General features: G+C 72.9%; 18 protein-coding genes. 11 read left to right on the top strand and 7 right to left on the bottom strand.

The window, feature by feature from the left end; genetic code table 11:
- The first annotated feature begins 13 nt into the window (after positions 1–13).
- The gene (locus ACGF2Y_RS11515; RefSeq protein WP_392945298.1) at positions 14–712 is read left to right on the top strand and encodes a cutinase family protein; all 699 of its coding nucleotides are present in this window, start codon (positions 14–16) and stop codon (positions 710–712) included.
- 34 nt (positions 713–746) lie between these two features.
- On the opposite strand, the gene ACGF2Y_RS11520 is transcribed toward ACGF2Y_RS11515, so the two are convergent.
- Positions 747–1,814, bottom strand: a complete 1,068-nt coding sequence (locus ACGF2Y_RS11520; RefSeq protein ID WP_392945300.1) for a BTAD domain-containing putative transcriptional regulator — start codon at positions 1,812–1,814, stop codon at positions 747–749.
- Between the two features lie 252 nt (positions 1,815–2,066).
- Here ACGF2Y_RS11520 and ACGF2Y_RS11525 point away from each other — a divergent pair, with 252 nt between their 5' ends.
- Positions 2,067–4,349 carry a PQQ-binding-like beta-propeller repeat protein gene (locus tag ACGF2Y_RS11525; RefSeq protein ID WP_392945302.1) on the top strand — a complete coding sequence of 761 codons (2,283 nt, stop codon included), beginning with the start codon at positions 2,067–2,069 and terminating at the stop codon, positions 4,347–4,349.
- Between the two features lie 148 nt (positions 4,350–4,497).
- Here the strand turns inward: ACGF2Y_RS11525 and ACGF2Y_RS11530 are convergent, their stop codons facing one another.
- Both ACGF2Y_RS11530 and ACGF2Y_RS11535 read right to left on the bottom strand, forming a co-directional pair.
- On the bottom strand, positions 4,498–6,273 hold the full coding sequence (locus tag ACGF2Y_RS11530; RefSeq protein ID WP_392945304.1) for a siderophore-interacting protein: 1,776 nt from the start codon (positions 6,271–6,273) through the stop codon (positions 4,498–4,500).
- Positions 6,273–7,259 carry an ABC transporter substrate-binding protein gene (locus ACGF2Y_RS11535; RefSeq protein WP_392945306.1) on the bottom strand — a complete coding sequence of 329 codons (987 nt, stop codon included), beginning with the start codon at positions 7,257–7,259 and terminating at the stop codon, positions 6,273–6,275. The genes ACGF2Y_RS11530 and ACGF2Y_RS11535 overlap by 1 nt, the downstream gene beginning before the upstream one ends.
- Positions 7,260–7,398: 139 nt before the next feature.
- Here ACGF2Y_RS11535 and ACGF2Y_RS11540 point away from each other — a divergent pair, with 139 nt between their 5' ends.
- The 3 genes from ACGF2Y_RS11540 to ACGF2Y_RS11550 all read left to right on the top strand — a co-directional run bounded on the left by ACGF2Y_RS11540 (position 7,399) and on the right by ACGF2Y_RS11550 (position 10,374).
- A complete protein-coding gene (locus tag ACGF2Y_RS11540; RefSeq protein WP_392945308.1) occupies positions 7,399–8,145 on the top strand; it encodes a helix-turn-helix domain-containing protein in 747 nt (248 codons plus the stop codon).
- 139 nt (positions 8,146–8,284) lie between these two features.
- Entirely contained in the window at positions 8,285–9,343 is a 1,059-nt protein-coding gene (locus ACGF2Y_RS11545) for an iron chelate uptake ABC transporter family permease subunit (RefSeq protein ID WP_392945310.1), read from the top strand.
- Positions 9,340–10,374, top strand: coding sequence for a FecCD family ABC transporter permease (locus tag ACGF2Y_RS11550; RefSeq protein ID WP_392945311.1), 1,035 nt, complete (start codon positions 9,340–9,342; stop codon positions 10,372–10,374). Before ACGF2Y_RS11545 ends, ACGF2Y_RS11550 begins: the two co-directional genes overlap by 4 nt.
- A 76-nt stretch (positions 10,375–10,450) precedes the next feature.
- On the opposite strand, the gene ACGF2Y_RS11555 is transcribed toward ACGF2Y_RS11550, so the two are convergent.
- Together ACGF2Y_RS11555 and ACGF2Y_RS11560 are read right to left on the bottom strand one after the other, a co-directional pair.
- Positions 10,451–10,978, bottom strand: coding sequence for a GNAT family N-acetyltransferase (locus ACGF2Y_RS11555; RefSeq protein WP_392945313.1), 528 nt, complete (start codon positions 10,976–10,978; stop codon positions 10,451–10,453).
- 381 nt (positions 10,979–11,359) lie between these two features.
- Positions 11,360–12,223 carry an MIP/aquaporin family protein gene (locus ACGF2Y_RS11560; RefSeq protein ID WP_392945315.1) on the bottom strand — a complete coding sequence of 288 codons (864 nt, stop codon included), beginning with the start codon at positions 12,221–12,223 and terminating at the stop codon, positions 11,360–11,362.
- 382 nt (positions 12,224–12,605) lie between these two features.
- Here ACGF2Y_RS11560 and ACGF2Y_RS11565 point away from each other — a divergent pair, with 382 nt between their 5' ends.
- Positions 12,606–13,109, top strand: coding sequence for a hypothetical protein (locus ACGF2Y_RS11565; protein WP_392945317.1), 504 nt, complete (start codon positions 12,606–12,608; stop codon positions 13,107–13,109).
- Here the strand turns inward: ACGF2Y_RS11565 and ACGF2Y_RS11570 are convergent.
- Positions 13,072–13,653 carry a TetR/AcrR family transcriptional regulator gene (locus ACGF2Y_RS11570; protein WP_392945319.1) on the bottom strand — a complete coding sequence of 194 codons (582 nt, stop codon included), beginning with the start codon at positions 13,651–13,653 and terminating at the stop codon, positions 13,072–13,074. The genes ACGF2Y_RS11565 and ACGF2Y_RS11570 overlap by 38 nt on opposite strands.
- A 190-nt stretch (positions 13,654–13,843) precedes the next feature.
- Here ACGF2Y_RS11570 and ACGF2Y_RS11575 point away from each other — a divergent pair, with 190 nt between their 5' ends.
- Genes ACGF2Y_RS11575 through ACGF2Y_RS11590 form a run of 4 tightly spaced genes read left to right on the top strand, consistent with a single transcriptional unit; the run spans position 13,844 to position 18,744 of the window.
- Complete coding sequence (locus ACGF2Y_RS11575; RefSeq protein ID WP_392945321.1) at positions 13,844–14,422, top strand: 2Fe-2S iron-sulfur cluster-binding protein; 579 nt, start codon at positions 13,844–13,846, stop codon at positions 14,420–14,422.
- Entirely contained in the window at positions 14,419–15,411 is a 993-nt protein-coding gene (locus ACGF2Y_RS11580) for an FAD binding domain-containing protein (RefSeq protein WP_392945323.1), read from the top strand. Before ACGF2Y_RS11575 ends, ACGF2Y_RS11580 begins: the two co-directional genes overlap by 4 nt.
- Positions 15,408–17,582 carry a xanthine dehydrogenase family protein molybdopterin-binding subunit gene (locus ACGF2Y_RS11585; RefSeq protein ID WP_392945325.1) on the top strand — a complete coding sequence of 725 codons (2,175 nt, stop codon included), beginning with the start codon at positions 15,408–15,410 and terminating at the stop codon, positions 17,580–17,582. Before ACGF2Y_RS11580 ends, ACGF2Y_RS11585 begins: the two co-directional genes overlap by 4 nt.
- Positions 17,575–18,744, top strand: a complete 1,170-nt coding sequence (locus ACGF2Y_RS11590; protein WP_392945327.1) for an XdhC family protein — start codon at positions 17,575–17,577, stop codon at positions 18,742–18,744. The genes ACGF2Y_RS11585 and ACGF2Y_RS11590 overlap by 8 nt, the downstream gene beginning before the upstream one ends.
- A gap of 405 nt (positions 18,745–19,149) precedes the next feature.
- On the opposite strand, the gene ACGF2Y_RS11595 is transcribed toward ACGF2Y_RS11590, so the two are convergent.
- Positions 19,150–19,686 carry a phosphoribosyltransferase family protein gene (locus ACGF2Y_RS11595; RefSeq protein WP_392945329.1) on the bottom strand — a complete coding sequence of 179 codons (537 nt, stop codon included), beginning with the start codon at positions 19,684–19,686 and terminating at the stop codon, positions 19,150–19,152.
- Here ACGF2Y_RS11595 and ACGF2Y_RS11600 point away from each other — a divergent pair.
- Entirely contained in the window at positions 19,576–19,812 is a 237-nt protein-coding gene (locus ACGF2Y_RS11600; RefSeq protein ID WP_392945331.1) for a hypothetical protein, read from the top strand. The genes ACGF2Y_RS11595 and ACGF2Y_RS11600 overlap by 111 nt on opposite strands.
- Positions 19,813–19,871 lie beyond the last annotated feature (59 nt).

A 19,871-nucleotide genomic window follows, 5' to 3' on the forward strand; every position in this document is an offset into this window, starting at 1 on the left:
TGGGGAGGAACGTATGCGAGCGAAGAGGATGGCGGCCGTGTCGGCCGGACTTCTGCTGACGGCAGGGCTCTCGGTGACACAGGCGTCCACGGCGCAAGCGGCGACGGCAACGCAAGCGGCAACGGGAACGGCGGCGGCAGCGGCCTCGTGCGAGGGCACCTACACGATCGTCGTCGGCGGTACGGGAAGCTCGTGGGACAGGGACGGCTTCACCGGCAACATCCAGCAGCACGTCGGCTACCCCACCCAGATCCCCAACGGCACGAGCGCGCGGGCCGGCGTGAACGAGCTGAACCGACTGGTGCGCAACCAGCGTGCCGCATGCCCGAACCAGCACGTCAAGATGGGCGGCTACTCCCTGGGCGCCGCGGTCGTGCACATCTGGGTCACCGAGAACTGGCGGACCTTCGACAAGGTCAACGCCATTTTGATCTCGGACCCCAAGCGTCAGGGCGGCCCCGGCGCCAACGGGGGATCGGTGCCGTTCGGCGGTGTCGTCGGCGCTCCGCTCGCCGGCGCCGACAGGTTCTTCGGCAACGTGCCCGTCAAGACCATCTGCCACTGGGACTACGTCTGCGACGAGTCCGCCGGCATCTGGACGTACCCGCACAACCACATCAACAACTATCCGAACGACTTCAACATGGACCACCACAACAACAGTGCCAACGAGCAGTGGTACAACGGCGCCTGGCACCCTGCCGCCTGGTGACCGGCGACCCGCGATGATCGGAGACCCGGGGTGATCAGGGGCTGAGGCCCAGGCCGGCTTCGTCACCACGCAGAATCATCACGCGCGCCCGCCGCAGCACCCTGCTCGGGGGAACCCCGAGGTCGTCGGCGAGGCGGCGGCGGGCGCGCTCGAACACCGCCAGGGCTTCGGCCTGCCGCCCGTCCCGGTACAGCGCCCGCATCAGCATCGCGGCCAACGGCTCGTTGAGGGGGTGCGCCGCCGACAGGGCGAACAGCTCGGCGATCACCTCGGCGTCCTGGCCCAGACGCAGCTGGCACTCCAGCTTCCGCTGCACCACGGCGATCCTGCGCTCCGTGAGCCGCAGCCGCTCCAGCTCGGCGAGCGGCCCCGGCAGACCGGCCAGGGGCTCCCCGCGGAACAGCTCCAGCACCTGGGCACAGAGCCGGACCGTCTCCAGCGGATCGCCCGCCCGTTCGGCCTTCCCGATGCGGGTGACCAGCTTCTCCACGCGCGTCACGTCCACGTCGACCGCGCCGGGGACCAGCCGGTAGCCCCGGGGGCCGTGCTCGATGACCGAGGCCGGACCGCCCCCGTCGCACAGCGCCTTGCGTAATCGGTAGACGTACACGGGCACCACGTTCGTGGCCGGCGGCTCCGTCCCCCACACGTCATCGAGCAGTTCCTGCCGGCCGATGGGCCGTCCCGTCCGCACCGCCAGGACCGCCAGGACGGACTGCTGGCGCAGATGCCCCAGGTTCAGCAGACGCCCGTCCCGCCACGCCTGCAGCGGCCCCAGCAGGGAGATCCGTACCTTCGGCGCCGGTCCCGCCGTCCGCACGGCGCCGGTCCGGGAAGCCGGTCGCGCCGACCGTGCGCGGGGTCCGTGCCCGGGGGCGACCAGACCGCAGTCGAAGGCGTGGACGATGGCGGCGGCCCGGTCGCGCAGACCGAGCTTCACCAGAATCCGCGCGAGATGCTCGGCCACGGTGTCCTCGGGGACGGCGAGGGCGGTGGCGATCTCGTCGTCCCCGAGGCCGCAGCCGACCGCGGAGAGCACCTGGCGCTCCTGATGCCGCAGCGCGGTGGCGGTGGGGCGGCCGGTGGTGACAGTCGTCGGCATCGCTGCTCCCCGGGCTCCGGAAGGATCTCTCTGGCGGGCGCCGTCGACAACGTAATGGGGGAAGTGCCGGGTACGGCATCCGGAACGATCCGGAGTGACATACGGGCCGGCCGCCGTGCGAGCGCCGAAGCGTGCCCGTTCTCCGTTCGTCACCCGCTTTGTACTGCCCTACCACCCTGCGGCTAGTTTGTGTGCAGGACAGGTGAGCGGGCCCGTAGTGGTGGAGACGCGGGGGACGGGAGGTCGGGAAGAGTGTCGCTGCGCGGAGGTGATCCAGCCGAGATCGGCGGTTATCCGCTGGAGGAGCGGCTTGGTTCGGGTGGCATGGGCACGGTCTTCCTGGCCCGTACGAGTTCGGGGCGGCTTGTCGCGATCAAGCTGATCCATCAGCAGTTCGCCGGGGACGACGAGTTCCGGATCCGTTTCCGGCAGGAGGTGGCGGCCGCGCGGCGGGTGAGCGGAGCGTTCACCGCCGCCGTGGTCGACGCCGCTCCCGAGGCCGAGCAGCCGTGGATGGCGACCACCTACATCGAGGGGCCCACGCTCGCCCAGCGCGTCGCCGAGCAGGGCCCGCTGACCGGGGCGGAGCTGAGGAGGCTCGCCATCGGGCTGGCGGAGGCGCTGCGCGACATCCACCGGGTGGGAGTCGTCCACCGCGATCTGAAGCCCTCGAACGTCGTGCTCTCGCCCGAGGGGCCACGGGTCATCGATTTCGGCATCTCGCGCGCCGTGGACCAGCAGACGCTGACGATGACCGGGCGGGTCATCGGCACACCGCCCTTCATGTCGCCCGAACAGCTGGAGGCGCCGCGCGGTGTGGGGCCGAGGTCCGATGTCTTCTCGCTGGGGACGCTCCTGGTGTACGCGGCGACGGGCCACGGGCCCTTCGACAAGAGCAGCCCCTATCTGACGGCCTACCAGGTGGTGCACGGGGAGCCGTCGCTGGGTGCCGTGCCGGCGGCTCTGCGAGCGGTCGTCGAGCCGTGCCTGGACAAGGAACCCGAGGGGCGCCCCTCGGCGGACGAGCTCCTCGTGCTGCTGCGTGACCTGCCGGCCGAACTCGGCGGGGCCGACGCCGACGGGGCGGGCGCGGGCCGCACCCGCGACATGATCACCCAGCATCACCTCGCGACGGGCGCCACCCCGGGGCGAACCGCCCCGGTCCGGACGGCTTCGGACCGGACAGCCCCGTCCGGTTCCGGTACAGGGAGGAACACGGGGATCGCGATCGGCGGCCGCCTGCGTCGCCGGTGGCGGCCCGTGCTCGCGGCGGCGGTCACGGTGGCGGCGATCGGCGGGGGAGTCGCCGCGCTGACGACGGGCGTCCTCGGAGCGAACAGCGGCACCGACCGCAGCGGCGGCGACACGGGCCGCAGTGCCACGGCGTCGCCGGGCGGCACCCTCCCGAAGGGCTTCGAGCCGTGGCGCAGGACCGTGCTGGGCGGCCGCGAGGACATACCCGACGAGCTGCGCTGCGTCGCGCGGGGGGACGCGCTGTTCTGCGGGGGCGGCGGTGTCGTCGCGGCCCGTATCGACGCCCGGGACGGATCGCGGGTGTGGACGGCGAAGAGTCCGGGCGTCCCCGTCCAGGGCATGCACCTGGTGGGCGCCACCGACGACACCGTGCTCGGTTACCGTTTCGCCGCCCAGGAGGCCCCGCAGGACCCTCCCAGCGAGGTGGTGGCCCTCGACGCGGACAGCGGCCGGGAGCTGTGGTCCGTGCCGTCCGGCGCCCGGTCGACGGCCGTGACGGGGCGGACCCTGGACGCCGTCGTGGCCGGCTCCGCCGTGGTGACGGTCGACGCCTCCAACTCCCGCTTCGAGGCCCGGGACGCCCGCAGCGGTGAGATCACCTGGACGACGCCGTTCCCCTCGGGCACGCAGTGCGCACCCGTCCCGGCGGGCCCACGGCTCCTCGCGATGTGCGCGACGGACGCGGAGATGGAAGCCCCGCAGGTGCGCCGTTCCACCCTGTCCACGCTCGCCCTCGCCTCCGGGGCGTTGGGCCGGCCCATCGCGGTCAACGGCCCCGTCGTGCCGATGGGCGTCGCCGACGGCAGGCTCGTACTCCTCACCAAGCCGGACGATGCGACGACGTCGGCCGGGTACGACGGGGTGGCGCGGGTCGATCCGGCCTCGCGGGAGGTCACGTACTCCCGGCTCGACCAGGTGTACGCGGGCACGCCCGGCATGGCGGACGGCACCGTCTACGTGAGCGGACAGACCGGTCTGGTGACCGCGCTCGACGCCGCGACCGGAGCGAGGAAGTGGTCCCGGCAGACGGGCGTGGAGGGCGCGTCGGGCCCCGCGGTGGGACCCGACGCGTTGTACTTCAGCTCGGCCACCGGCCGGGTGGTCGCGTTGGCGCCGCACGACGGGACACCGCTGTGGACGACGGATCCCCGGGCCGACGGTCTGACGGGGGAGCAGGGCGCGAGTCCACGGGTGACCGTGGCGGGGCGGGCGGTGTTCGTGGCCGCCGCCAAGAACACTCTCTTCGCCTTCGACGCGCTGAGGCCGCCGGAGGCGGGCTGACCGGCCCCGGCGGCCTGACGCCCTTCCCCGGAGGCTCCGAGGAAGGGCGGCTCCGGCCGCGCCTCCCCGGAGGTCCTGGCACTCTGCGCCCCTTCCCCGGAGGTCCGTCTCCGGAGGCCCGTCCCTGGAGACGGACCTCCGGGGACCGTCAGCTCCGGCGCAGGACCGTGGCCTCCGTGCCCCAGCCGAGCGCGATGGTCCGGTCGACCTCCCAGCCCGCCCGCCTCGCGAGGGTGGCGACGGCGGCGGAGTCGCGCAGGGGGCTGCCGGTCGCGGTGTAGGCGTGCAGTGCCGCCTCGGCCGCGCGCGGGCTCAGCCCGTCGGGGCGGGAGGCCTCGACGAGGACCGCCGTCCGGGTCCATCCGGCCAGCCGCGTGAGGAGCTCTGCGGCCTCCTCGTCGGTGCGGTGGGCGAGGGCCTTCGCGGCGACGGCGACATCGGCGGGGCCGGCCGTCCAGTCGATACGGTCCGGCGCGGAGACGTGTCCGCGCAGGACCGCGGCCGGTGTGGCGTCCTCGGCCATCCGCAGCCGCGGCCGCCGTCCGGCGTCGTCGAGGGCGGCGACCACCGAGGCGCTGCCCGGCCCGGTCAGGAGGCAGGATCCGACGCCCTCCCAGAGGGAGTCGGCCATCAGACCGTTCAGCAGGAAGACCAGCTGCTCGCATTCCTCGACCAGTTCGCCGTAGCGTTCCGCGTCGTGGGCGACCGTGTCGTGCAGGGTGGCGCCCGAGGCGAGCTGCCAGGGGGACGTGCCGCTCCGGAGCGCGGGAGCGAGGTGCGCGAGGGCGAGCAGCAGCTCGGCCTCGTGGCCGGTGTACTCCTCGCGCTCGTGGTCCTCGGTGAGTTCCTCGCCCGCCGGGCCGAGGCGCAGCCCGGTCCCGTCGTCGCCGCCGACGACCACGCCGTGCGCGGCGAGCAGCGGAAGCAGGACGTCGATCCCCGGTCCGGGCACACCCAGGCGGGTCGCGAGCGCGCCGGCGGAGAGGCCCGGTGCGTCGGCTACCGCGTCGACGACGCCGAGCTGCAACGCGGCCCGTGCGACCAGCCACGGCAGCGGCGAGGGGATCTCGGCAGCGCCCTGTGCGGCGGCGCCGGCGTCGGCCGTGCCCTCCGCTTCCGGCGCGGTCGCCTCCTCGCGGTGCCAGTAACCCGTGATGTTCAGGCGGTCCTTGGGGAGCTTCCGTTCCCGCTGGAGATACCGGCGTACCGGAAGCAGCGCCCGGCTCTCCGCCGCCGCCCAGGCGTATCCCTCACCCGCCGGCACCGGCAGCGCGCGGACGGCGGCCTCCAGTGCCGCCGCGTCACCCGGCTCCGCGACCACCCAGGTGATCGTGTCGCCGTCGCGCAGCGCCAGCTCCTGGCGGGCCGAGGCGTCCGAGACGGTCACCAGGACATGCGCCGGGGCGTCGAGCGGACGCTCGTCGAGGAAGCGGCCGATCGCGGGCAGCGCGGTCTCGTCCCCGATGAGGAGGATCCAGTCCAGCCGTTCCGGCAGCCGGAGCGACGACTTGGGTCCGACGAACCACAGCTCGTCGCCCTCCCGCGCCGACGCGGACCAGGCCTCCGCCGGTCCTTCGCCGTGCACCACGAAGTCGAGGTGGAGCTCTCCCTCCTGAAGGTCCACCCGCCGGGGCGTGTAGTCACGCGTCAGCCGGTGCTCGGCCGGGGTCCACTCGATGCCGTGCGGCAACTGGGCGGGGAGCGCCGCCCGGACGTCCCCGTCGGCGGCCAGGATCAGCTTGATGTGGTCGTCGAACCCGGGCGCGGCGAAGGCGGGACGGCTGGTGCCGTCGCGGGTGAAGGCGGCGAGGTCCTCGCCGCCGAGGACGACCCGGCGCATCCTGGGGGTCACCTCGTGGACGCGGCGCACGTTGACCCGGCGCAGGACGAGCGGGTGCGTCGTGTACGCGCGCTGGGCGGCCATCAGGAGAACTTCTTCTCGATGTGGTCGAGCAGGGCCATCGACTCGTCGTAGTCGCCGCGCAGCACCCAGTACGGCAGGTCATGGGCATGGTTCGTCTTGAAGGCGGGCAGCGCGGCGTAGACGGGGTTCTTCTTCAGGGTGGCGACGTCGGTCGTGTCGGCGTTGAAGCCCATGACGAACACGGACGGCTGGGTGATCGTCTGGCCGACCTTCTCGGTCGACAGCTCGAACATGTCACCGCCCTGCCCGTACACCTTGAAACCGCCCTTCGCGAAGACGGGCGCCGGCTCGATGCCGACCTTCTTCAGCTCGGTGGGCAGGCCCACGCTCTCCACCAGGCCGTAGGCGGTGCCGTCGCCGGTGAGGGCGAGGAACGACACGGGACCGGGCGGCGGAGTGATCGCCTCCTTCACCTCGGCGATCCGCTCGTCGTAGGCGGCCAGGTGCTGCTCGTAGACATCGGCCCTGCCGAACACGTCGTCGGCGAGGAAGGAGAACTGGGCCCGCCAGTCACCGAGCTTCTTGCCGACGAGCACGGTGGGCGCGATGTCGGAGAGCTCGTCGTACACCTTCTCCGCCTGGAACAGCGGGAAGCCGATGCCGCCGCCGACGATGAGGTCGGGATCCAGGGCGAGGATCGCCTCCAGGTCGAAGCCGTCGACACTCCACGGCAGGAACGTGGTGCCGTCCTCCTTCGCCTCCTTCTCCCAGTACGGCGAGAACGCGCCCTTGCCGTCGGCGTCCTCGGGGATCGTGGCGTGCACCGGCACATCGAGGTCGTACAGGTACCCGGCGAGGGCGTGGTTCAGCACGACCACACGCTTGGGCTCGGCCGGCACCTCGACCTTGCCGTAGTCGGTCGTGACGGTACGGGTCTTCGCGGCGGACGCGGTGTCCCCGTCGCCCGACGGGTCGGAGGCCGAGCAGCCGGTGAGGGCCAGCGTGGCGACGAGCGCGGCGGCGAGAAGGCGGGCAGGAGCAGACATGGGACCTCATGAGACTGGGCATGCTCGAAGATTCGAGCTGTTGGTAAGGTGAGGCTAACCTCGCCGGTTCCGCCGCGTCGATCCGCATACGACATCGCCGGTGACGGACACGACGCATCGCACACAACGGGAGGCACGCGTGCCGGTGACATCCCTCGGCACCGTGGTCGCCGAGAACGCCATCCGCTTTCTGGGACACGACACGCATCGGCACGACGAGCCGCACCTCGTCTACCTGGTGTCCGGCAACGCTCGCCTGTCCGCCGGCGGCGAGGAGCTGCGGCTCGGGCGGCACGAGGCCGTCTGGCTCGCTCCCCATGTGCCGCACGCCCTGCGGATCGAGCCGGGCGGCATGGCACTCGGCCCCCTCCTCGACCCCACTGACCAGCCACGATGTCGTGTGCAACCGCTCGGGGCGGTACCCGCGATCGTCGAGGTCATGACCACCACGCTCGGCGCGGCACCGACCACGCCGGAGCAGGTCGAGCCGTTCCGGCAGGCCCTGGGACGGGTGCTGAGGGGCATCTCCCGGCAGTACTTCCCGGTCGTGCTGCCCGTCCATCCCGCCGTGCGCGTACTCGCCCGCGAGGCCCTGCGCGCGCCCTCCGTGACCCTGGAACGGCTCGCCGAACAGCACCGGATGAGCCCCCGCCAGGTGCAGCGCGTCTTCCTCGACGAGACCGGACTGCCCTTCACACGGTGGCGCAACCGGGCCAGGATGAACGCCGCCGTCGAACACCTCCGGGGCGGGGGCGAGCTGACGGCGGCGGCCAGGGCGGCCGGTTACGCGACCCGGGCCGGGCTGCTGCGCGCGCTGAGCCGCGAGTCCGGGGTGCCCGTCAGCGCGCTCACCACGGACGCGGTGGGAGCGCTCGACGGCCGCTGAGCCGGGTGAGCCCAGCAGTTCAGGCAGCACAAGCAGCGCAGGCAGCACAAGCAGTTCAAGCAGTTCAAGCGATTCACGTACGTCGATGACGCACGGCACTTAAGGCCTGTCCGGGTGACGGGTTGCTCAGGGAGATCAGATGGCACAGGCGCTCGCGACGACGACCGCGCCACCACCGACCACGCCGTCGCGGTCCTCGCGTCGCAGGACGCGCCGGCTCATCGGCCTGGGCGTCGCCGTCGGCACACTCCTCGTGGCGGTGCTGCTCAGCGTCGCGATCGGCTCGGCGCTGCTCCCCCCGGACGTGGTGTGGCAGGCCCTGACCGCTCCCGACGGTTCCGCCTCGCACGCCACGATCAGCGGCGCCCGCGTGGACCGTACGCTGCTCGGCATCGTCGTCGGTGCGTCGCTGGGCGTGGCGGGAGCGCTCATACAGGCGCTCACCCGTAATCCGCTCGCCGACCCGGGTGTCCTCGGCGTCAACGCCGGCGCGGGTTTCGCCGTCACCCTGGGCGTGGCCGTCTTCAGCGTCACCCGCATCGAGCAGTACCTGCCCTTCGCCCTGGTCGGCGCCGTCGTCGGATCGGCGGTGGTCTACCTCGCCGCGAGCGGCGGCCGGGGCGGGCCCACACCGCTGCGCCTCACCCTCGTCGGGGTCGCCTTCACGGCGGTCCTGGCCGGCATCTCCCAGACCCTCGCCCTGATCGACACGGAGACCTTCGACCGCATGAGGTTCTGGGGAGCGGGCACCATCACCGACCGCCCGACGGGCACCGTCGGTGACATCCTGCCCTTCGTCCTGGCCGGCCTGCTGGCCGCAGCCCTCTGTGCGCGCCCGCTCAACGCGATCGCCCTCGGCGACGACGCGGGGCGGGCCGTCGGGCTGCGGGTCGGCGCGACCCGGTGCGGCGTGGTGGTCGCGGTCGCCCTGCTGTGCGGTGCGGCTACGGCCGCGGCGGGCCCGCTGATGTTCGTCGGTCTCATGGTGCCGCACGCGGTGCGATGGCTCACCGGGCCCGACTGGCGCTGGATCCTCGCCTACTCCGCCGTCCTCGCCCCGGTGATCGTGCTGATCGCCGACGTCCTCGGCCGGCTGATCGTGATCCCCTCCGAACTGCAGGTCGGCGTCATGCTGCCGCTCATCGGCGCGCCCGTACTGATCCTGCTGGTGCGCGGAAGCCGGGTGAGGGAGCTGTGAGCGGGGCATTCGTCCTCAGGGCAGGGTCCCTGAGCCTGCGAGCGACGCGCCGCACGGTCCTCGTGTGCGGGCTGCTGTCGGTCGCGCTGGTCGCACTGGCCCTGTGGGCGTTCACGCTCGGCAGCTACCCGCTGAGCCTCGGCGACCTGACCGCGGTCATGTCCGGCACCGCCGGGAACAACGTCCGCACCGTCGTCCTGGAGTGGCGGGCGCCGCGCATCGTCGCCGCCGTCCTGTTCGGGGCGGCCCTCGCCGCGGGCGGCGCGATCTTCCAGTCCCTGACCCGCAACCCGCTCGGCAGCCCCGACGTCATCGGCTTCACCACCGGCTCCTACACCGGTGTCGTCCTCACCCTGCTCGCGGGCGCGAGCAGTTACTCGGCGCTCGCGGCGGGCGCGCTCGCCGGCGGGCTCGTCACCGCCCTCGCCGTGTATCTGCTGGCGTTCCGGCGGGGTGTGCGGGGCTTCCGGCTCATCATCGTGGGCATCGCGGTCGGTGCGTTGCTGTCCTCGGTCAACACGTGGTTCTCGGTGAAGGCCGATGTGGACACCGCGCTGCGGGCCGCGGTGTGGGGCGCCGGATCACTGAGCGCCATCGGCTGGCCCGCCGTGCTGATGGCCTCCGTCCTGATGGCCGGGGTCGCGCTGGCGGCCCCGCTGGCGCAGCGCCGGATGCGATGGCTCGAACTGGGCGACGACACGGCGGCGATGCTGGGGGTACGCGTCGAGCGCACGAAGCTGCTGCTGGTCGTGCTCGGCGTGGCCGCGACAGCCGCGGTGACCGCCGCGGCGGGCCCCATCGTCTTCGTCGCGCTGGCGGCGCCGCAGATCGCCCGCCGTCTCACCGGGCGCGGAACCTCCGTCGACCTCGCCGGTTCGGCACTCGTCGGGGCGCTCCTGCTGCTCGGTGCCGACATCGCGGCGCAGCACGCGATCGCGGGCGTGGTGCTGCCGACCGGCGCGGTCACCGTGTGCGTCGGCGGGGCGTATCTGCTGGTGCTGCTGGTACGGGAGTCCCGCCGGGGTTTCTAGGACATGGCGTCGTGAGGCAGACGGGAATGGTCAGACACCCCCTAGCGGCAGGCGTGGCTCTGCTCCCACGACCTGCTCAGTCGCCGAGAATCCGCTCCCACAGCAGCCCGTCCCGCCAGCTTCCGTCGAGAAAGATCGCGGAGTGCGCGACACCGTACGGGGTGAACCCGTTGCGGCGCAGCACCCGTTGGGAGGGCAGGTTCTCCAGGTTGGTGGAGGCCTCGGCGCGATGCAGGCCGAGTTCGTCCGTCATCACCCGGAGTGCGTGTGCGACCGCGTTCCCGGCGTGCCCTCGATTCTGGGCGACGGAGGCGATCCAGTAGCCGACGGAGCCCCGGCGCAGGTGCGGCTGCGGCAGGATCCCTCCGACGGTGACCTGCCCGATCACCTGGCCGTCGGCGAGCACCACGCCCGGCCAGACCGTGCCGGCCCGGTAACCCGCCAGCAGGCCCTCGATCCGCTCCGCCTGGCCCTTTGGGGTGAAGTAGTCGGCCGGCTGGGCCGGTTCCCACGGCCGGAAGGCCTCGGCGTCCCGCACCCGGTGCGCGGCGATCGGGGCGGCGTCGCTGGGCTCGATCAGACGGATCCTGGTGCTGCTGGGCATGAGCCGGTCCTCGTCGCGTACGTCGGATGGGACGGCCAACGTACGTGAGGGCCGAACCGCCGCTCAGGGAAGGGCGGGCGACCGCATCGCGGCTCCGGCAGCAGATGGCTTCCGGAGCGGCCCACCGCCGCAGACGTACCTCGCCGGCTCCAGCCCGGCCATGCGGCGGATGGCCTCTCCCTGCCCCACGTGCTCCGGGTTCCGCCGCGATGACGTCGGTACGGGGTCCTGCTCCACGATGGCGTTGCCGTGGGGCCGCCCGCCGCCCGCCGCTCGGGCCGCGGGCCACCGTGGCGAAGGTCATGAATCGGGTGCTGGTGATCCCTGGTCCACCGCGCCGATGAAGTCCGCCATGATGTGCCGCCTCTCCGGCCGGTGTCGTCAGTCCTTGCCGGTGTCGCCGGCCTCGGGTGCCGGGACGCGTCCCGGCGGCTCCGGCACGGGGGACGGCAGGAAGCGTCCGACGAAGGCCTTGTAGAAGCCCGCGCCCAGCAGGCCGCCGACCAGCGGGCCGAGGATGGGCACCCAGAAGTAGAGATTCCCGTACTGGTCCCGCCACGCCCCGCCGTAGCCGGTGAGGAAGCTCGCCAGCCGGGGCCCGAAGTCACGGGCCGGGTTGATCGCGTACCCCGCGTTGGTTCCCCACGCCATGCCGATCCCGACCACGACCAGGCCGATGACGAAGGGGGCCATGTTCGAGCCGGGCGGGCTGTTCAACAGATCCGTGATGGCCATGACCAGCAGCAACAGGATGGCGGTGCCGATGACCTGGTCGCGGAAGGCGCCCCACTCATGGACCGGCAGCGCCGGATTGCCGTTGGCCGGCAGGGTGGAGAACACCCCCTGCGTCTTGATGGTGTGCCCCGGGTCGGCCTTCGCCAGCGCCTCGCCGTAGTTCCAGCGGACGAGGAGCGCGGCCACGAACGCACCGGCCGTCTGCGCCAGTGCGTAAGGGGCCACCTTGCTCCACGGGAACCCCTTGAACGCGGCCAGGGCGACGGTCACCGCGGGATTGATATGCGCCCCGCTCAGCCGCGCCGCCACATAGACGCCCATCGTGACGCCCAGTCCCCACGCCCAGGCGATGCTGTCGTGGTCCCCGAGCCCGCCGGGCGGATCCGTCAGGGCTCCGCCTGCCGCTACCTGGGCCACGACACCGCATCCGAAGAGGATGAGGATCATCGTGCCCGCGAACTCGGCGGACAACTCGCCGACCAGTCCGGACTTTCCGCGTAGTGCAGCCATGGAAGCTCGCCCTCCGCCGACGGCGCCGGCTGTCGACCATCCGAGCAGTGTCAGCAGGCTAAGACGTTTCACGGGATCGGGCATATCGGGATGATCGGTCCGCGGGATCTTGGCTTGCGAGGCCCATTACGGCGACCGGGGGCCGAGGGCGCGGGGCGCCGGGCGTCGGATGGCTACGGACGGCCCGGGGCGGGGTGAATCCGCCGGGAGCGGACGGCAATGACGCTCGCCCGATCGGGTGAGAAGATCGGCGAGTGACTCGGGGAAGGAGCCCGCCGGCCGCTCGAACCCAAAGGTACGTTCGGAGGCTCAGGAGTACGTTCGAAGCCACCGCCGCCCGGTCCGAGCCCAGTGAGCAGGAGCACGTGTGCACGACCGGACCATGAGCACCGACGACCTGTGCTTCGACTTCGGACGCACCGGCCTGGGCGGCTCGTTCCACGGCGACTGGGTGCTCTTCGCGGCCGACCAGTGGGACCACATCACCCAGTGGTACGGGCCTGCCGGAGCCGAGAGCGACAGACGCCGCCTCCTCCTGGGCGACGACGTCCGGCGGCTGGTGGGGTCCGCTCTCACCGGCGCCGAACTGAACGCCTTGTGGAGGCTGACCGACAGCAGCGCTCTCGACGGCAGCCCGGAGATCGGCGGCCAGGAACGTGACTGGCTGGAGCGGACGTCGGCCCCCACAGCACGGGAGACGAAGCCGCGCGGGGGAAGGGAGCCGCGCGGGGGAGCGGGCGCGGCGACTGCCGGCACCATGCGCTGCGCCCTGGGAGCCGGCGGGCCGGAGACCGACGCGGGTGACCCGTCACCCAGGTACGAACACACCGGCACCAGCGGCGGTCCGGTCACCGGCCGGGCGCCCCCACGCGCAGCCCGTCCATGACGAAGTCCAGGAGCCGGCCGGCCCTCGGCTCCCAGTCCTCGTGCGGATCGATCTGCCAGAGACCGGCGATGGCGAGGAAGAAGTCGTCCGGGGTCACCCCGGGGCGGATGGCCCCGGCCGCCTCGCAGGTGCCGAGGAGCGTTCCGGCCGCCTCCATGATCGGGGTGGGGCCGGGTCTGGCGGGTCCGCCCGGCGCGCTGGTGACGAGCCGGATCGCGTCCGCCAGGCCGGCCTTGGTCATGGCGAACCGGGCAAGGCGGTCCATCCACTCGCGCAGGGCCCGTTCGGGCGGGCGGGTCTCCAGCAACTCGCAGGCCGCGTCGGCGACCTGGTGCATCTCGTAGCGGTACACCTCCAGGACGAGCGCCTCCCGGTGGGGGAAGTTGCGGTAGAACGTGCCCTGCCCGACGCCCGCCTTCTTGGCGATCGCGCTCAGCGGGGCGTCCGCCCGCCGCGTCAGCTCGACCGTGGCCACGTGCAGGATGCGCTCCCGGTTGCGCTGCGCGTCCGAGCGCAGCGGGGAGTCCTTCTTCGGCTGGGACACGGATCCTCCTCGCGGGTTCGTGGCCGAAACCCGTCCTTGTTAACCGGACAGCTGTCCGTTACGTTTTTTCCATGAGCGGACAACAGTCCGGTTAGGTCTACCTTAGCGCCGGTCGCGGTCGCCGGTCGCACGCGCCGGCCGGACCGCCGGCGCCCCGGTTCCTCGTCACCGACACCAGAAAAGGCTGATCATGGCCCCAGCGACCTCGTCGACGTCCAGTGCGATCACCCTGAACATCAACGGCGAGAAGCGCCACCTGTCCATCGACCACCGCACCACCCTGCTCGACGCCCTGCGCGAGCGCCTCGATCTCACCGGCACCAAGAAGGGCTGCGACCAAGGGCAGTGCGGCGCCTGCACCGTCCTGGTCGACCGGCGACGCGTCGTCTCCTGCCTCAGTCTCGCGGTCGCGGCCGAGGGGCGCGAGATCACCACCATCGAAGGCGTGGCCGAAGGGGATCAACTCCACCCCGTCCAGCAGGCCTTCCTCGACCTCGACGGCTACCAGTGCGGCTACTGCACACCTGGCCAGATCTGTTCGGCCATCGCCGTCATCGAGGAGCACGCGGCCGGCTGGCCGAGCGCCGTCACCGACGACGCCGGACCCGAGGCGGGGCCGCCACCGCTGACACCCGACGAGATCCGCGAGCGCATGAGCGGCAACCTGTGCCGCTGCGGCGCCTACGTCTCGATCGTCCAGGCCGTCGCCCATGCCGCCGAGGCCCATGCCGAGGACCGGACAGCAGCCACGAAGGAGACCGCCGCATGAAGGAGTTCGGCTATCAGCGCGCCCACGACGTCACCGGCGCGGTCGCCCTCCTCGCCGCCGACCCGGACGCGCGGTTCCTCGGCGGCGGCACCAACCTCGTCGACCTGATGAAGGCCGGTGTGGAGCGCCCCGCCCGGCTCGTCGACGTCCGCGAACTTCCCCTGGACCGCGTCGAACCCACGGCGGACGGCGGCCTGCGCATCGGAGCGACCGTCACCAACAGCGACCTCGCGGCCCATCCCGAAGTGCGCCGCCACTACCCGGCGTTGGCCCAGGCCGTGCTGGCCGGAGCCTCCGGGCAACTGCGCAACATGGCCACCGTCGGCGGCAACCTCCTCCAGCGCACCCGCTGCGGCTACTTCACCGACGTATCGGGACCCTGCAACAAACGGACCCCGGGCAGTGGCTGCCCCGCCATCGCCGGCGAGCACCACAACCACGCCGTCCTCGGCGCCTCCGGACACTGCGTGGCCACGCACCCCTCCGACATGGGCGTGGCCCTGACGGCGTTCGACGCCGTGGTCTCCTACGAGAGCGCCGACGGGCCCGGCGAGAGCCCGATCACCGACTTCTACCTCCCCGTCGGCGACACCCCGCACCGGGAGACCGCCCTGCCGCCCGGCGCGCTGATCACCCACGTCAGCCTGCCCGCCGCGCCCGTCGCCGCCCGCTCCCGCTACCGCAAGGTGCGCGAGCGCGCCTCGTACGCCTTCGCCATCGGCTCCGTCGCCGCGGCGCTCGACATCGAGGACGGCCTCGTACGCGAAGCGCGCCTGGCCTTCGGAGCCGTGGCCTCCCGGCCCTGGCGCGCCCGCACGGCGGAAGCCGTCCTGACCGGCGCGCCGGCCGACGGCGCGACCTTCGCCGCCGCCGCGGACGCCGAACTCGCCGCCGCCAGGCCACTGCCCGACAACGGATACAAGGTGACCCTCATGCGCAACCTCGTGGTCTCCGTACTGACCGAACTCGCCGGGAGGGACGCCCGATGACGACCACCACGCCGGGAGCCCCGGCCGTGCGCGGAGCCGTCGGCGTCGCCCACACCCGTGTGGAGGGCCGCGACAAGGTCACCGGCGCGGCCCGCTACGCGGGCGAGATCCCCTTCGCGGACCTGGCCCACGGCTGGCTCGTGCTGTCCACGGTCACCCGTGGCCGGATCCTTGACGTGGAGACCGCCCCGGTCCTCGGCATGCCGGGCGTCCTCACCGTGCTGCACCACGGCAACGCCCCCCGCCTGAAAACCGATTACATCGGCCTGCTCGGCACCCCGCCGGATCCGGCCTCCGTCGTCTTCCAGAGCGACCGGGTGCCGTTCGCCGGCTGGCCGGTCGCGCTGGTCGTCGCCGAGACCCCCGAGGAGGCCCGGGAGGCCGCCGAAGCGCTCGTGGTGACGTACGACCAGGAGCCGCACGACACCGTGCTCGTCGCCGGCCACCCCGGTGCCTACGCCGCCGCCGGCCATATGCCCGCCGAGACGGAGAAGGGTGACCTGGAGGCCCGACTGGCCGCCTCCGCCTTCGTGGTGGACGCGGAGTACACCACCCCCGAAGAACAGCACAGCATGATGGAACCGCACGCGGTGACCGCCCGGTGGGACGGCGGCCGACTGGAGGTCGTCGACTCGAACCAGGGCACCAGCTGGGTCCAGAGCGAGCTGGCCGCGCTGTTCTCGCTCGACGCGTCGTCGGTGCGGGTGCGCTCCGAACACATCGGCGGCGGCTTCGGAAGCAAGGGTCTGCGCGCCCACCAGGTGTCCGCGGTGATGGCCGCCACCTCCCTGCGGCGCCCGGTACGCGTCGTGCTGACCCGGCGTCAGATGTTCTCGCTGGCGGGCTACCGCAGTCCCACCACCCAGCGGATCAGGCTCGGCGCGGCCCCCGACGGCCGGCTGCTGGCCCTGGAGCACCGCTCGCTGAACCAGACGTCGACGGTGTACGAGTTCGTCGAGCCCGGCGCGGGCGCCGCCCGGGTGCTGTACGACGCCGACGCCCACCGCACCGCCAACCACGTCGTACGGCTCGATGTGCCGTCCCCGACCTGGATGCGCGCACCGGGGGAGGCCCCGGGGTCGTTCGCGATGGAGGCGGCCCTCGACGAACTCGCCGAACACGCCGGCGTCGACCCGATCGAGCTGCGCCTGCGCAACGAACCGGAGGTCGGCCCCGTGTCCGGGCTCCCGTTCAGCAGCCGCAACCTGGCGGCCTGCTTCCGCGAAGGATCCCGCAGGTTCGGCTGGGCGGACCGCGACCCGCGCCCCGGCACGCGCCGGGACGGGCGGTGGCTGCTGGGCACCGGCACGGCGGCAGGATCCTACGGGGCCGGGGCCGCCCCCTCCACCGCTCTGGTGACGGCCGAGGCGGACGGTTCCTTCACCGTACGGATCGCCGCCGCCGACATCGGTACCGGCGCCCGCACCGCTCTCACCCTGGTCGCCGCCGACGCACTGGGGACCACCCCCGAACAGGTCCGGGTCCGCATCGGCGACAGCGACTTCGGCCCCGCGATGATCGCCGGCGGTTCCATGGGCACCCGCTCCTGGGCCTGGGCGGTCACGGCCGCCGCCGCCGAACTGCGGGAGCGGCTCGCGGTGACCGCGTCCGTCCCCCCGGAGGGGATCACCGTGCGGTCCGACACCACCGCGGCCCTCGGCGCCCTCGCGCAGAAGGAACGGCACTCCTTCGGCGCCCAGTTCGCCGAGGTCGCCGTGGACACCGCCACCGGCGAGGTCCGGGTCCGCCGCATGCTGGGTATCTTCGCGGCGGGCCGGATCGTCAATCCGCTCACCGCCCGCAACCAGCTCGTCGGCGGGATGACCTGGGGCATCTCCATGGCCCTGCACGAGGAGGCGGTCCGCGACCGCAACACCGGCGGCCACTACGCCCCCGACCTCGCCGGCTACCACGTGGCCACGCACGCCGATGTCCCGGACATCGAGGCGGACTGGGTGGACGACCACGACCCGGACGACCCGGTCGGCATCAAGGGCATCGGGGAGATCGGCATCGTGGGCGCGGCGGCGGCCGTCGCCAACGCGGTCTGGCACGCCACCGGCGTACGCCACCGGGACCTGCCGATCCGCCCCGACCGGGTCATCGCGGCAACGGCATCGGCTTCGGCATCGTTCTCGGCGTCGGCCGGAGGGGGAGCGGCGGATGCTTGACATCGCCGGCGAGCTGCACCGATGGATGGCGGAGGGCCGGGAGTTCGCCGTCGGCACCGTCGTCTCCGTCGGCGGCAGCGCGCCGCGCGGCCCCGGCGCGGCCCTCGCCGTCGACAGCGAGGGCACGGCGATCGGCTCGGTCTCCGGCGGCTGTGTGGAGGGCGCGGTCTACGAACTGTGCGCGCAGGCCCTCCAGGACGGCGAGACCGTGCGGATGCGGTTCGGCTACAGCGGCGAGGACGCCTTCGCCGTCGGGCTGACCTGCGGCGGGGTCATCGACATCATGGTCACGCCGGTCCGCGCGGACTCGCCGGGGCGGGAGGTGCTGCGGGCCGCGCTGTCCGCCGCGGTCTCCGGCGCTGGGGCGGCCCTCGCCCGGGTGGTGAGCGGCCCGGCCGGATTCCTGGGGCGCTCCCTGCTCGTCCGGCCCGACGGCACCCACGAGGGCGGGCTCGGGGGCCGCCCGGAGCTGGACCGTACGGCGGCGGCCGAGGCTTCGGCCTTGCTGGACGCCGGCCGGACCGGCACCGTCGCCCTCTCCGCGGACGGGTCGCACTGCCCCGGCGGGCTCACCCTGCTCGTCGAGAGCAGCGTGCCGCCGCCCCGCATGATCGTCTTCGGCGCGGTCGACTTCGCCGCGGCACTGGTGCGGGCCGGGAAGTTCCTGGGCCACCACGTTACGGTGTGCGACGCCCGGCCCGTCTTCGCCACCCGGGCCCGGTTCCCCGAGGCGGACGAGGTCGTCGTCGCCTGGCCGCACCGCTATCTGCGGGGCACCCCGACCGACGGCCGCACGGTGCTGTGCGTGCTCACGCACGAGACCCGGTTCGATGTGCCGCTGCTCGCGGAGGCGTTGCGGATGCCCTCCGCGTTCGTCGGCGCGATGGGGTCACGCCGGACCCACGAGGCCCGGACGCGCCGGCTGCGCGAGGCGGGCCTGAGCGAGGGCGAGCTGGACCGCCTGCGTTCGCCCATCGGCCTGGACCTCGGAGCCCGTACGCCCGAGGAGACGGCCCTGTCCATCGCGGCCGAGATCGTCGCGGCCCGGCGCGGCGGCACGGGCCTGCCGCTGACCGGCGGCGCGGAGCCCATCCACCGGGACCCGCACCGGGAGCTCCACCGGGAGCCCCACCGGGACCGGTGGGCCGTCAGCCGGAGCTGAGCCGGCCGCGGATCTGGGCGACGACGGCGGAGACGAGCTGGTCGAACTGCTTGTGCGTCGGATGTCGAGGTCGGCGTGAGCGGTGAGCCAGCGGTCGGGGACGAGCGTGTTCCCGTCCTGCCCGGCCCGGCCGGCGGGCCCGTCGGCCACGAGGGCGAAGGACGGCACGACCGGGAAGAAGTGGCGGGGCGCCGCGAGCGCCGCCGGGAGGTGCAGGCCGACGTCCTGATGACAGCAGGTCGGCGTCCTGATCACCAGCAGGTCGACGGCCGCGGTCACGGCGACGAGGTCGCACACCGCCGCGAGAGGGGCCCGCCCCGTGTCACGCCTCGGACGAATCGTCTCCGGAGCGGTGAGGGTGTCCTGGGCGAAGGGAACTCGCGATGTCGTCGTGCGTTCCCTTCGTCAGGTGGCCGAACCGGGTGCGGACGACGACGGCGGCCCGAAGCCGCGCAGAACGGTGAGGACCTCTTCGTCCTCCACCTGGCCGAAGTCGTCGTACCACTCGCCCACGGCCCGGAAGCCCGCTGGTTGGTGGAGGCACAGGACGTCGTCGGCTTCCGGCCGCAGGCGGTCCGCACTGCCGGGAGCGCCGACCGGCACGGCGAGGGCCAGACGACCGGGGGCCCGGAGGCGCAGGTGACGCAGGGCGACCCGGGCCGTGAGACCGGTGGCGAGGCCGTCGTCGACCAGGATCACGGTTCTGCCGCCGATCCGGGGGCCGGGCCGGCCGCCTCGGTAGAGCTCTTCGCGTCGGTGCAGCTCGACGCGTTCCCGTCCCAGCGCTTCTACGACGAGCATGTGGAAGCCGACGCGGTCCACGAACAGGTCGTGCGCCACGAGGTGATCGACGGACTGCTGGAGGACGAGCCCGAGCTGGCGGCCGACATCGTCCTGGGCATCGAGGCGACCGGACACCTGGAGGGTCTCCTCGCGGACCACGTTGGGGGCGTGGCGCACGGGCCGCACCGCGCTCCGCACACCTCCGGCATCCTGAGACGCCTCCGCCTCCGCACTGCACTGTTCCGTTTCGGGGCCGTCGATGAATTAGTGCGTTGCTTGCGGTAGTTGGGCTCGTTGGTGTGGTATGGGGCGCTTTGATGGATCGACGAGGTCGTTACGAGCGA

Source organism: Streptomyces sp. NPDC048142 (assembly GCF_043202835.1).
Taxonomy (GTDB): Bacteria; Actinomycetota; Actinomycetes; order Streptomycetales; family Streptomycetaceae; genus Streptomyces.

Excerpts from the sequence above, each read along its gene's own strand:
- ACGF2Y_RS11530 (WP_392945304.1), bottom strand. The coding sequence starts at position 6,273 with ATGGCCGCCCAGCGCGCGTACACGACGCACCCGCTCGTCCTGCGCCGG.
- ACGF2Y_RS11590 (WP_392945327.1), top strand. The coding sequence starts at position 17,575 with ATGCTTGACATCGCCGGCGAGCTGCACCGATGGATGGCGGAGGGCCGG.
- ACGF2Y_RS11580 (WP_392945323.1), top strand. The coding sequence starts at position 14,419 with ATGAAGGAGTTCGGCTATCAGCGCGCCCACGACGTCACCGGCGCGGTC.
- ACGF2Y_RS11560 (WP_392945315.1), bottom strand. The coding sequence starts at position 12,223 with ATGGCTGCACTACGCGGAAAGTCCGGACTGGTCGGCGAGTTGTCCGCC.
- ACGF2Y_RS11515 (WP_392945298.1), top strand. The coding sequence starts at position 14 with ATGCGAGCGAAGAGGATGGCGGCCGTGTCGGCCGGACTTCTGCTGACG.
- ACGF2Y_RS11575 (WP_392945321.1), top strand. The coding sequence starts at position 13,844 with ATGGCCCCAGCGACCTCGTCGACGTCCAGTGCGATCACCCTGAACATC.
- ACGF2Y_RS11520 (WP_392945300.1), bottom strand. The coding sequence starts at position 1,814 with ATGCCGACGACTGTCACCACCGGCCGCCCCACCGCCACCGCGCTGCGG.
- ACGF2Y_RS11555 (WP_392945313.1), bottom strand. The coding sequence starts at position 10,978 with ATGCCCAGCAGCACCAGGATCCGTCTGATCGAGCCCAGCGACGCCGCC.
- ACGF2Y_RS11535 (WP_392945306.1), bottom strand. The coding sequence starts at position 7,259 with ATGTCTGCTCCTGCCCGCCTTCTCGCCGCCGCGCTCGTCGCCACGCTG.
- ACGF2Y_RS11565 (WP_392945317.1), top strand. The coding sequence starts at position 12,606 with ATGAGCACCGACGACCTGTGCTTCGACTTCGGACGCACCGGCCTGGGC.
- ACGF2Y_RS11585 (WP_392945325.1), top strand. The coding sequence starts at position 15,408 with ATGACGACCACCACGCCGGGAGCCCCGGCCGTGCGCGGAGCCGTCGGC.
- ACGF2Y_RS11545 (WP_392945310.1), top strand. The coding sequence starts at position 8,285 with ATGGCACAGGCGCTCGCGACGACGACCGCGCCACCACCGACCACGCCG.